This is a genomic window from Burkholderia sp. MSMB0856 (assembly GCF_001524645.2).
GTDB lineage: Bacteria > Pseudomonadota > Gammaproteobacteria > Burkholderiales > Burkholderiaceae > Burkholderia > Burkholderia diffusa.
Genome location: NZ_CP013428.1, coordinates 1,255,876 through 1,269,042, shown reverse-complemented (window position 1 = coordinate 1,269,042; position 13,167 = coordinate 1,255,876). Strand labels below are relative to the sequence as shown.

The following is a 13,167-nucleotide window of genomic DNA, read 5'->3' as shown; positions in this document are numbered from 1 at the left end:
CCGTCCCTCTCGCGCGTTCATGAGAATTCCTGCATGTCGATGATCCTGCCTACCCAGGCTTATGAATTGAAGCTGGCGCCACATCCGGCGCCAACGTCCGTCCTCAAGTTCGCGGGGCGGGATGCCGTGAGCGAGCTGTATCGCTACGACATCGAGTTCACGAGCCCGATGGCCGGTATTCCGATGGACCAGATGGTCGGTCGCCCGGCAAAATTCATCATCGCCCCGGTCGATCCGAACATGGACTACTTGCGCAGGATGTTCGGCGAGCGGGCGGCGCAATTCAGCAAGATGCCGCCGGCATACACGATCCACGGCGTTATCACGGAGTTCGATGAGCTCGGCACCTCGGCGGACGAGACGCACTATCGGGTCCGGCTTGAGCCCACGCTCGCCGATCTGAATCGGGGCGTGACGAGCCGGCTGTTCCAGAAGCAGTCGGTCGAGGAGATCGTCACCGATACGCTGCGCCATTACGGCTACCGGGCCGGCGTCGACTTCCAGTTCCAGCTACGCGGGCAGTACAAGCGGCACGAATACATCACCCAGTATCACGAGACCACGTTCGCCTTTATCCGGCGCCTGTGCGCGGAAGAGGGAATCTGGTTTCGCTGGGAGCAGAAGAAGGATCACGCGGTGCTGGTGTTCGGCGACGACCTCGATGCGTACGCGCGCAAGCAACGTACCGTGTCGTATCGGCGCGACTCGGGGCTGGAGAGCGCCGGCCGGGACGCGATCAAGACGCTCGAGAAGCGGACCCGGCGCGTGCCTGAAGCCGTGCGGCTGCACGATTACAACCACCGGCAGGCCGGTGTGTCGCTGCTCGTCGAGGAAAACGCCGCGCGAGCGGACAAGTCGACGAACGGCATCGACTATCGCTGGGGCGAGCATTACGAGACGCCGGAGGAAGGTCAGCAGATCGCTCGTCGGCGCCACGAGGAGTATCTAGCGGCGCAGATTACCTTCAACGGCACGGGCAATCCGTTCTGGCTCGAAGCGGGCGAGGTGATGCGCGTCGACCCGGTTCAGGCAGATGCGAAGCACGGGATCTTCATCACGTCGGTCGAATCGCGCGGCGGGCGCAGTGAATCATTTTGGGTGAACTTCGAGGGAATTGCGTCGGACCGGGTCTGGCGTACGCCGATGGCCTCGATCGAGCGACCGGCCATCGACGGCATCCTGCCGGCCCGCATTACGTCACCGGGCGACTACAAGTACGCGTACCTGACGGAGCAGGGCTGGTACGTGATTAAGCTGCCGTTCGACCTCGATGAGTGGAGTCCGGGTGGCACGAGCCGGCCGGTGCGGTTCGCGAAGCCGTATAGCGGCGACAACTATGGGCATCACTTCCCGCTGATCGACGGGGCGGAGGTGGCGATCGTCTTTACGGACGGCCATCCGGATCGGCCCGTGATTATCGGCGCGATGCACGACAGCCTGCATCCGGATCTCGTCAACAACCTGAACCACACCCGGAACCTGATCCGCACGGCCGCGCAGAACGAGTTGCGGATGGAGGACAAGGAAGGTGTCGAGCATATTCACCTGACGACGCCGTTTCAGACCAGTGAGCTCAATCTCGGGCATATGGTCGATGGGGAGCGCAAGGAGCGAGGTCGAGGTGCCGAGCTTCGATCAGACGGCCACGTCGCCGTGCGCGGCGCGAAGGGGATGCTGTTCAGTGCCGAGGCACAACCTGGCGCGTCTGGTCAACAACTCGCCATGCAGGACGGAGATGCAACGTTTGAGCAGGCTGAACAAATCCTGCGTTCCCTCAATGACACAGCGAATGCTGCGAAGGCGCTTCAGGCCGAAGTCGAGCAGCAGCGCACCCTGATCGAACAGAAGCTAAGCAATCTTCAGAAGTCGGTCATCGTCGCAACCGCGCCGGAGGGCGTCGGTATCGCCAGCGGTCAGCACGTGCAGGTCGCCGCGCGCAGGCAGATGTTTGTGACTGCCGGTGAGGGGCTCGACATCGGCGTCATGAAGCGCATCACGATGGCCGCCGGCGAAGCGCTTTCCTTTTTTGCGGCAAAGCTGGGCATCCGGATCCTGGCAGCGAAGGGGAAGGTCCAGGTTCAGGCTCAGGGCGATGGGATGGAACTGATGTCGCTGCAGAATCTTGTGGCGAGTTCATCAGATGGCGAGGTGATCGTCACGGGTCGCAAGGGTGTCACGATCGGCGACGGGGCTGGAGCATACATCAAGCTCTCGGGCGGCAAGATCATCCTCGGCAGTCCAGCCGGAGAAATTGAGCTCAAGGGCAACCTGAAAGTCGACGACCCGGGCGGCGGCAGTTTCAAATTTCCGATGTGGTCCGACGCGCCACTCAACGACGTGAAGAACACCACGAACTTCGGATTCTCTGAATAAGCTCATCCATGACAACTCAACCCGCACCGAAGAAGCCGCAAGCGCCTACGCCGGCACCAGCCAAGCTGAAGTCACTGCCGTTCGCGTTTCCGTTCCTGCGCAAGGGGCAGGGCCAGTCCAAGGCCTCCGCGCAGTTCACCGACGAGCACGAGATCTATCGGCTGCTAGCCGAGCATGAGCCGGCTGGCACGTATCTCGTGGGGCGCAAAGGCATGTGGCACGGTGGAATTCACATCACGGAAGCGGGCGCCGGACAGTCGCTGGATCTCGAGGCGGGATTGCGTTGCATTGCCGACGGCGTACTGATCGCGTATCGCGCCGACAAGACCTATCCGCTCAGCGAGATAGCCGCGATCGGGAGCGAATCGCCCGATCAGGCACCGTACAGTACCGGCTTTGCGCTAGTGCGGCACACGATGGAATTTCCGCGGGGCAGGAAGCTGACGTTCTACAGCCTGTACATGCACCTGATGTCGTATGAAGACTACGCGAACTTCCCGAAGCGGGAGAAGCCGTCATATTGGCCGCGACAATGGCGAGTGACACAGTACGCGCAGGATAAGCCGTCGCCTGGTCGAACCGGGCAGCTTCCCGATCCGGCGCAGCAGGGGCTGCGCGTTCGCAAGTCGCCGAACGGCACTCCGATTGGCATTCTGCCCCAGGGGGCTTCAGTCGGCATCGGGAAGATCGAGACGAAGCACGGAAAGCGGTGGGGGCAGTTGACGAATCTTCACGGAACATCACTGTATCCGCAAGAAGCAGGCGGATACGTCGAGCCGTCAAGTGCAATTGATCAGTGGGTCTATCTCGGTCAGGAAAACGGTGGGCCGGTTGTCGAGGAGACTATCCAGGACTCGATTTTCGATCGGGTGATTGTGGTGACGGACCAAACCAAGCCAGGCGACACACCCGGCATTCCGATCAAAGCGGGTGAGTTGGTCGGTCACCTTGGTCGATACGACTCGCTGAACCAACGCACGTCTGGAACCCGGATGGCGCATATCGAAGTGTTTTGCGACGACAGTATCCAATCGTTTCTCGAACAAGGCCGGGCATGGGTCAACGAGCACGGCCCGCATAAAGAGGACTGGGCGGCATTGGGCCTGCCATCCGAGCCAACAATCCTGCGGATCGCGCCAGGCACGGTGCTGTATCAACGTACCCAGAATAACAAGTTCGTTCCAGGCGCTGATCCGCAGTCGAGAAAGACGGACGCGGTTCAGGTGTATTCGCTCGCCGAACTGGCGCGTGACCCGAAGCGACGAATCCCCGAGCCGCATCCGAATCCTAATCCGGGTTACCAGGTGAGCTGGTGGCACGTCGACGGCGTGAATGCACAAGGTCAACCAATCGACGGCTGGGTGTGCGACTTCAATCATGCAAGTGGGCGGGTGACGCGGGAATTCGCGCAGAAGTGGATCGACTTCGAGTGTATAGAGGATACCCATGATCCGGCGCATACGATCTTTGCGACAACCCCAAAGTGGGTCGACTGTGAGCGCGGCGCCAATGTTGCCGACATCGCTTCGCGTTCGAATCTCAGCCCGTTGATGCTCAAGGTGTACGACACCCTGTTCACGAGAGGGGATGGCAAGCGGGCGGCTAACGAACTATGCACGCTGGCGCAGGCCGGGCGCGGGGGATATCCGTGGTTGATGCAGGCCGCGTCCCGACTGATCGTCAAGCACGAGAGCGAGTGGGCGAACCCGTCGAAATGGACGCAACTAATTGCCGAGCTAGAAAAGAAGACGGGATCCAAGCCTCAACATGGGGAAGAGCAAAAGCGGATCGAAGCGCTCACCTGGTGGGACGAGGTGAAGACAGCGGTGCCGGGTTTCCCGACGCCGGAAGTATTTCATATTCATCCGATTGCGTTAGGGGGCAATTTTCTCAAGGGCGATACTTGCGTCTGCGGATGTTGTCTTGGCAAGGTATTTAGCCGCTATCGTTGGGTAAGACGTCGGCGTCACTATCCGCCTCAGACATACCACGGCCCGGTTTTTGCGGGGACAAAGAAACTGGACAAGTTCACAGGGTGGGGCGATCTCATTGCTAAGTCCAAGGCTACCGAGGACGAAAAGGCGATCGTGATCGCCATGTCGTCCAACGAAGGCAATATGGATGCTGTGCAGGCTTGGGATTGGCAGACATTCAGTGCCGGTGCCATGCAGAAGACCGTGACACCAGAAGGCTACGGAGAACTCCCACAACAGATCTGGGAATTTCGGAACGAAAATCCTAGTCTGTTTGAGGAAATTTTCGGCCGATGCGGATGGTCTGTTGTACAGGAAGGTGACCCTAGGATTTACTATTCATCCGATGATACTGGAAGCAGGAAAATTACTGGACAGGAACTCTATGACTTCATCAAGAAGGGGTTTCAAGAAGCAGACAGTGGATTCCCAAAGGAGTCGAAACCATTGGCTTCCATTGCACACGCGATGATCAATGAGGAGTATCAGAAGAAGCAGGTTGTGGATTTCATCGGTCGTTTGCACATTGCCATCGCCAAGAAGCCGAGTGGCTATAGAAATTCCGCAAGTGACTTCTTTCTATCACGGTTAGGTCGCGCACTTGTTCTTGATCACGACGTCAACGCACCCGGTAATGTCTCTAAAGATCTTGGAACATCGATTAATACACTTCGGGCCCGGCACACGGGATTGGGCGCAGACCCGGCACAATGGGGTGACAGTAGGTCACAATATGAAGCCGAGCTTATCCAGATCTATGGCCCATCACGCCATATGAACGATGCTGTCGGACGTTACAACCACCTTCGTGGGTTGCTGTAGGACTTCAAATGATTCGTAGATCCCTATTTTTGTTCTTGGCCGTGCTGTCTGCCCACGTTGAGGCCCAGGTGAGTGTACCCGAAGAATCGAATGCTTTGCAGTACACCAATCGCGAGCAAAATTCCTACCGAACGCTTCGATTTAAGCGGCAAGATGGCACGATTTTTACCCCTTTCGATGAGGGATTGAGATTTTACGAGCCTGATGCGAACAGCTTGTCTCCGGACAAACAGTACTCGATCGTGAATTTTTCTGCAGAAGGAGATCTCGCTGATTCCAGCGGTGTGTCGGTGCATTCCGAGTATCTGTGTGCCTTCGTACGTATGAAGGACGGTTGCGTTGTGCATGTGGCGCAAGATGCTGTTTGTGGTGGCGAGTGGCACCCGCCTCATCAATGGTCCGTCAACATTGAGCCAATCTTCGATAATCCACCTAATGTAACCGACATCTATGCTGGTTATTCGTCGAAGCACAAAAGCGGATATCAAACTTCACAGCCACCGATCCTAGCATATCTGGCGGAAGGTACCGCGTTTGACAATTTACTTGCATGCGATCCACCCAGCGCAGGGAATAGGAATGTTTATTCGAAACTATTTGCCCAATTACAGAGGGACGGAGATGCCGAAAACGCCGCCAAGCTGAAGAGGATTCTGATTCTCGGCCGAAATGGCACATCTATTCACGCAGCGCCAGTTGAGTCGGGCACCTGGGTTGGACATACGGTGATTTCAAAGAAGGCATATCTGTATGCAATGCCCGAGAAATCATCAGTTACTAGAGCATATCTTGTGCAAGGTGATTTGGTATTGTTGAATGAATCTAGCTTGTCGAGGGGATTTGTGGTTTCAAGGTATCGTCAGAAGAGTGGAAATATTATAGAGCGATGGGTTCGCTGTGAGGATGTAAATGTGTGCTCTGCGGGAAATTGAATCGTCTAGTTTTGATTTTCTTGGAAATATTTTTTGAGGTCCGTGATGTTCCGTTGAGTTGTGGCGTAAATCCAGCGTGAGAGCTGGGTCGGATATATGTTCGTCATGAAATGAAGCGAAGAAATTATTATAATTTTGAATCTCGCTATATTAATTTGAGGTGTCGGGTCGAATTGGCATTTTTTCTGGGTGTTGCTAAAAGTGTCGGTGATGTGGCGGATTATGGAATTGTCTATTCGGATTGGAAGGCGGTAAGCGGTGGCGAAATTTTGGTTTCCAGAGCTGATTGCGGGCGGCAATGTTGTCCCATATTTTGTTGATTGCTAAACAATTGGGTGGCGGTTTTTTCGTCAAAGCATTCTGGGCTCGATTTGCATGGAAACTTTTGGCATGAAATGCGGAAGTGTGGTGCTGTACGCAATATCAATTAAAAGATAATAGTCAATGAAAAATCTCGTATATGAAGGTGACGCAACGAGTCATGGCGGCAAGATTCTGACCGGCTCGGATCGTATCAAGGTAAAGGGGCGACGGGCCGCCCGTGTTGGCGACAAGGTCTCATGTCCGATCCACGGCGATAATGAAATCGCCGAAGGCAGCAGCAGGATGAAGGATGGCACGACGCCGCTATCGCGCGACGGCGATCACACGCGGTGTGGTGCGGAACTCATTGCGTCGACCGGCGGGGCACGGGTCCGGTAAGCGATGCCTGTTGATTTCAATCGCGTGCCGCCGCGAGTGGTGGTGCCGCCTCCGCCTCGGGTTTCGATGATCGTATGGACGATCCTGCTGGTGCTTGTCATGGGTGCGGGAGCGGGGCTGACGATCATGCTCTGGCCCCCGGGTCGACCAACCAACACGCTGTGGTTCTGGTTTTGCGTTGTGGGTTACCCCTTTCTGGCTTGGGCTTTTGGGCTGTTCGCATGGCTCGGGTACGGGTACGCCTGCCGGAATCAGGCGCTTGCGACGAACCGCGTCAGCGACGAAGCGGAGCAAGCCTGCCATGCATTGGCGGCCAGACCGCTGGCGATACTGGGCCATGCCTGGTGCTTCACCGCGAACGATGCGGAGAACGCGCTTGACGGTATCTTGAACGGCACCGAACTGTCAACACTACGGCCAAGCAGTGCAGTCGCGGATAGCGACGTCCATGCACGTTGGCTCGACATTCCCGATCAGCCTTTTTATCCGGGGAACGAACTCGCTGAACATGCGCGTCATCATGCAGTGGGCATGTGGCTGCTTGAACGCTTGATCGACGCTCTGCTGCCACAGCTCAGCGCGCTTCCACCACGAACACGGCTTCAGATCGAGCTTCAGCACCGGTCAAGAGTGAAACCGGAGATCGTCGAGGCTCGGATACGGGAATTGATCGCGGAACGGGCCCCTGTCTTAACGGTCGACCTGAAGCCCGGAGAGCACACATCGTCGCTCTTTCGAGCGGACGCGTGGCTTGACAATCGAGCCGTCAATACGGTCCACCTGCTCATTGCCGTTGAGCTTCGCGATGCCATCAGTACCGTCCTGTCAGGTGGCGTCGCAGAGGCGGGCGTGGCCCTGCTCGTGGGAAGTCCGCGCCTCGTTTCACAGGCGAATCCCGCCGGGCTACGGTTGCATCGTCCTGCCAAGGACTCGCTAGATGCCGCCGCACGAACGGTCGGGCTGGCTGCCCGTTGGGGGTACGCGTTGCGCAATTGTCCGCGCACAGTGTGGGCACACGGCCTGACCGATGACGGCGTCGGTGCGGTTCGGCGAGCCGCATCATTTCCGGACGAGACCCGTTGGAACCTGATCGAGACGTCCGTGGGCGATTGTTCTGGCGCGGGACCGTGGCTGGCTGTCGCCCTTGCCACGGAAAATGCCCGCACAACGGGTGACTCGCAAATGGTGCTGTGTGGAGAAGATCAAGACCTGATCGCCCTCGTGTGCAGAAAACAAACATGAACGACAACAAGACTTTACCTGCGGGCCTCTTCATTGCCATTGCCGCCGCCATCGTGTTCCTCGCGCTTGGTATCGCAGTATGGGTGGAAGGCCCTCGTTACGGGTGGTCTCGCGACACGCGGATCATCATCGAGTTTTCGCTGTGTTTTATCGTGGTAGTGGTGGTCCTGCTGGTTAAGTACTTCGAGGGCGTACTGCTCTGGATCGCGTCGCTGGGGGCTTCCCGCTGGTTTGCTAGATATGACGCCGGCAAGCGCGCCGCAACTGCTAAACCCGACGGTCAGGACCAACCGCTCGAACATGCCGACCGGGCTGCAGCGCTGCGCGATGCGCTACAGGATCGCAACGGCTGGCGCTGGCACTACCGGGATCGCTGGGTGCTGGTTGCCGGCGACGAACCGCTCGTCAAGCGCCTGGCACCAGGCCTCGCCGACACCGGCTATGCGATCACCGGCGACACCGTCCTGCTCTACGCGAAACAAACGAGCAACACGCTCGACACGGATTGGCTCGAGCAAATCCGCCGCCTGCGCCGTCGCCGCCCCGTCGACGCGATCGTCGCGGTGACGCGTAACCGCAGCACGGCCCATGCGCCGTTCGACGCCGAGAATCTCTCGCAGCGGCTCGCCCGTCACGCACGCGCACTGCATTGGGCCGCGCCCGCATATCTACTCAACGTCACGGATTTCGGCGACGAAACGTCGAGTCTCGACGAGGCGATCGGCTTCACGTGGGCGAACGCGCGCATCAAGGCTGACGAGATCGACGCTTCGTTGGGCGACCTCGCCTACGACCTCGCGGACGTGGGCGTCGTGCGTTTGACGAAGGATGCGGGTGACCGCTATCCCGCCGAACTGTCGCGGCATATTTCGGATCTGCGCGTCGCGTTGTCGGGATTGGTGCTGCAAACCGCCCAGTCCCGCGTCTGGCGGCACGCGGTTCATGGCGTCCTGTTCGCACCGTTGTTCAAGGCGCGGGAACTGGCACCTCCGGCATCCGGCGCCCCGGAAGACGACGAGTTGCCGCTCGGCCCGCAACATCGAACGATCTGGCAGATGGTCGCTGAGCACAGTCGCAAGATCCACGGCCGCCGGGTCGGCTTCTCGCTGTCGACGACGGCCGCGTGGCTCACCACGACCCTGATCGGCTTGTGGATCGTCGGCACGATGGTGTCCGGCTTCACGAACCGCGCGACGATTCAGGCAGCCGGGGACACGCTCACGAAGCTGTCGGGAACGCAGGATCGCACCCTGGCGATGTTGACGCTGGACCGTCTCGACAAGCAGATCGACACGCTCGAAGTCCATCGGCGCGACGGTGCCCCTTGGCTGACCCGTTTCGGCCTGAACCGCGACGGCGCGCTGCTCGACGCACTGTGGCCGCGCTACGCCAACGTGGCGAGCCGCATCCTCGTTGCACCGATCCGTCAGAAGCTCGAGGAACGCCTGCATCAGCTTGCGTCGCTGTCGGATGCTGAGATCGCCAGCGGCGGGAATGCGCAGGTGCAGGCCGCCTACGACACGCTGAAGGCCTACCTGATGCTCGCGAAGCCCGAACGCGCTGTCGCGTCATTCCTGACACCGCAGCTCGCTGCAACGGCGGCGCCCGTGCGACCGGGCAACTCGCCGCTATCGTCGGGCGCCTGGGAAGACCTTCGCCAGCACACGATTGCCTTCTTTGCGGACCATTTGGGCCGCGGTGGGTTGCCGGCAATCACCCCGGATCTCGGCCTCGTTGCTTCGACCCGCCAGACGGTCATTGGCGTGCGCGGCATCCAGAACTCGACCGACGCTGTGTACCAGCAGATCCTCGACGACGCGAAGGCGAAATATCCGCCCGTGTCGCTCGCGACACTGCTGGGCGATACGACCAGCCGCGGCCTGTTCAACACGACGGCGACGGTCCCGGGCGTGTTCACACGCGCCGCATGGGACGAACGGATCGCGAAGGCGATCGACGAAGCGAGCGAGCGGCAAAACGCTGCGGGCGACTGGGTGTTATCCGACGTCAAGACTACCCAGGCCACCCCGTCGACCTTGAAAGCCGACCTGCGCCAGCGTTACTTCGACGACTACGCGCGTGCCTGGGCGCGGTTCCTCAACGGCCTGCGCTGGCAACCCGCCGCAACGCTGTCGGCCACGGCCGACCAGCTGACGCTGCTTGGCGACCCGCAACGCTCGCCGCTCGTCGCGTTGATGAACGCGATCGTCTATCAGGCTGGCACGGGCGCGAATGCGCAGTCGCTGGCCGACAACCTGATCAACAAGGCGCAGCAACTTGTCGGCGGCAGCGAGAAGGACCCGTCGAAGCAGGCTCAGCCGCAGCTTGCGCCGCTTGCCACGGCGTTCGGCCCGATCTTGCGCCTGACCGGCAGTGATCTGGTGTCAGGTGCGCCAAGCAACGGCAAAGCCGCCGCGCAGCTCGCCGCGACTGGAGACCTGAGTCTCGCGCGCTACCTCGAGCGGGTCACTGCGATGCGGCTCAAGGCGTCGCAGATCGTTTCCGGTGCCGATCCGGACGCGATGGCGCGTCTGGCTGCGCAGTCGGTGCTGCAGGGCAAGACATCCGACATCGCCGACAGCCGCGACTACGCAAGCCGGTTGGCCGCCAGCCTGGGCGAGCTGTGGTCGGGGTTCGGCGAACTGTTCCGCGCGCCGTTCGATCAGTCGTGGCAGGTCGTCGTGCAGCCGGCCGCCGCGAGCCTGAACGAGATCTGGCGCACCGCAATCCTGGCCGACTGGAACAGGGCATTCGGCGGCCGCTATCCGTTCGCCGACTCCGACAACGATGCGTCGTTACCCGAAATGGCACGCTTCATGCGCCCCGACAACGGCGTGATCACGCAGTTCGTCACGACGCAGCTGGCTGGCGTCATCGAGCGACAGGGCGACCGGTGGGTGGCCGCGCAGGGCGCCGGCCACGGCGCGCTGACGATCGATCCGGGCTTCCTCGCCAGCCTGAACAAGCTCACGCGAATCTCGACGGTGCTGTTCCCGTCCGGCGACGCGCGCGTGCGCTATGAGTTGCAGGCGGTGCCGACACCGGGCGTCACCGACATGCGGTTCGTGCTGTCCGGACGCGAATTGCACTACTTCAACCAGAAGCAGGAGTGGACGCCGTTCGAGTGGCCGGGCCAGTCGCTGGAAAATCTGTCGCACATCGAATGGCAGACCGAGCAGGGTGGCTTGCGTACCGCGCTGGATTCGCAGGGCCGATTCGGCCTGATCCGGCTGCTGGAGCGTGCGAAGGTGTCGCAGCAGGACGGCGCGCGCTATCTGCTGAGCTGGACGCCGGACACGAGCCAGGGCATTCCGCTCAGGGTGCAGCTACGCAGCGAGGCGGGCGCGGGGCCGCTGGACGTGCTGCAGTTGCGCAACTTCACGCTGCCGAAGCGAATCTTCGTGACAGGCTCGACAAAATCGGGACCGAAGCTTTCGTCCAGCAATCCACCGCCGTTACCGGCATCGATGATCGCGGCGGCGAAGCACGCCGCGGTGCCCCTGCCGCGTGGCACGTTTTCGGAGGCTGAATAATGCTGGGTGGACTGTTCAAGAGCCTCTTTCCGGCGCGCGACGACGCCGAGCAACTCGTGCGTGCACGGCTCGACACATGGACTGCATGGTTGCAGCCGCTTGCCGGCGAGGGCGGGGTCGGCCGCGATCCCGGCTACGAGGACGTATTCTTCGCGCTTCGGGAAGAAACGCAAAAGCTTTCCGGTATCGATGACGGACTGATCGTCAGATCCTGCGAACAGCTGCTCAAGGAAACCGGCAAGGATCTGCGTCTGGCGGGCTACCACGCGTTTGCGCGGTTGCGGCAGGACGGCCCCGCCGGTTTCGCGGACGGACTCGAGCTGGCGGCCGCGCTCGTCGATCGGTTCGGAGAAGCGGTGCTGCCCGCGCGCGCCGAGGCAAAGAAGGGCGCGCTCGAAATGCTGGCAACCGCGCGCGTGCTCGAGCTGCTGGAAAGCCGCGGCGAGTTCGCGCCCGCCGATCTCGAGCGGGCGCTCGCCGCGCTCGATGTGCTGGTGGCCATCACCGGCGCGTGGCCAGACGCAGCGCGCCCGAACCTGCAACCGCTCGTCTCCCGTTTCGAGCGCAATGGCGAAGCGCCGCGCAGCATGGAAACCGAGACGGTTGCGTCAACAACCACAACCGCGTCGACGACGTCTGGCGCGATAGCGTCGACACGCGATTTGCTGGAGCAGGCGCGCACGATGGCGGTATGGCTGCGCAGCCAGGAGAACGGCTACCTGCCGTCGGTGCGGCTCGTACGCAGCATCCGCTGGGACACGCTGCACGAGGTGCCGCCGGCGGACGCAGCATCGCATACACGGCTCGTACCACCACGCGGCGAACTGAGGCAGCAGATGAAACGTCTCGTGCTGCAGAAGCAGTGGCACGAACTGCTCGAACGCGTCGAAGGCGCGTTCATGGAAGGCGTCAATCACCTGTGGTTCGACCTGCAGTACTTCCAGCATGTCGCACTCGACCACGTCGGTGCGCCGTACAGCACATGGCGCGAACTGCTGCGCGCGGACTTCGCGCTGTTCCTCGAACGCTTGCCGGGCATCGAGCGGCTGGCGTTCAACGACGGCACACCGTTCGCCGACGACACGACGCTCGAATGGATCGCGCGGCACGCGGTTGTGCGAGACCTCGAAGCGGGTGAGGCCGTCGTCCCCCTGCCCGTATCGGCCGACAGCGAGGGCGATGCCGCCGGCGACTGGCCGGAAATCGAGGCGCAGGCGCGCGACGCGACCGCGCGTGAAGGCGTCGAGGCCGCATTCGCGTGGCTCGAAGCGCTGCCGGGCATGAAGACCGAACGTCACCGCTATCTGCAACGGCTCGTGATGGCGCGCGTTGCCGATCATGCCGGTCGTCCTGATACGGCGCTCGCGCTGCTTGCCGAGCTCGATACGTCATCCCGGTCGCTGCCGCTGATGCGCTGGGAGCCGGCGCTGGTGTTCGAGGTCAAGCAACAGCTCGTTCGTGCATTGAAAGCGATGAGCAACCGCAAGGATGCCGACAAACCGGCACTTGCGCGCCGCATCGGCGAACTGCAGGCGGAACTGACCGTGCTGGACCCGGCGCGCGCCCTGACCCTCTCATAAGAACGAAGAT

Annotated in this window: 7 protein-coding genes; all 7 read left to right on the top strand. The window is 60.8% G+C overall.

The window, feature by feature from the left end; genetic code table 11:
• Positions 1-33: 33 nt before the first annotated feature.
• On the top strand, positions 34-2,373 hold the full coding sequence (locus WS87_RS23190) for a type VI secretion system Vgr family protein (RefSeq protein ID WP_059819121.1): 2,340 nt from the start codon (positions 34-36) through the stop codon (positions 2,371-2,373).
• A gap of 8 nt (positions 2,374-2,381) precedes the next feature.
• Positions 2,382-5,168 carry a hypothetical protein gene (locus tag WS87_RS23185; protein WP_236873235.1) on the top strand — a complete coding sequence of 929 codons (2,787 nt, stop codon included), beginning with the start codon at positions 2,382-2,384 and terminating at the stop codon, positions 5,166-5,168.
• Between the two features lie 8 nt (positions 5,169-5,176).
• The gene (locus WS87_RS33720; RefSeq protein ID WP_159085702.1) at positions 5,177-6,100 is read left to right on the top strand and encodes a hypothetical protein; all 924 of its coding nucleotides are present in this window, start codon (positions 5,177-5,179) and stop codon (positions 6,098-6,100) included.
• Between the two features lie 444 nt (positions 6,101-6,544).
• On the top strand, positions 6,545-6,802 hold the full coding sequence (locus tag WS87_RS23180) for a PAAR domain-containing protein (protein WP_082721914.1): 258 nt from the start codon (positions 6,545-6,547) through the stop codon (positions 6,800-6,802).
• A 3-nt stretch (positions 6,803-6,805) separates the two neighbouring features.
• On the top strand, positions 6,806-8,044 hold the full coding sequence (locus tag WS87_RS23175; protein WP_082750653.1) for a hypothetical protein: 1,239 nt from the start codon (positions 6,806-6,808) through the stop codon (positions 8,042-8,044).
• On the top strand, positions 8,041-11,577 hold the full coding sequence (locus WS87_RS23170; RefSeq protein ID WP_059819119.1) for an ImcF-related family protein: 3,537 nt from the start codon (positions 8,041-8,043) through the stop codon (positions 11,575-11,577). The genes WS87_RS23175 and WS87_RS23170 overlap by 4 nt, the downstream gene beginning before the upstream one ends.
• The gene (gene tssA / locus WS87_RS23165; RefSeq protein ID WP_059819118.1) at positions 11,577-13,157 is read left to right on the top strand and encodes a type VI secretion system protein TssA; all 1,581 of its coding nucleotides are present in this window, start codon (positions 11,577-11,579) and stop codon (positions 13,155-13,157) included. Before WS87_RS23170 ends, tssA begins: the two co-directional genes overlap by 1 nt.
• The last annotated feature ends 10 nt before the right edge of the window (positions 13,158-13,167 follow it).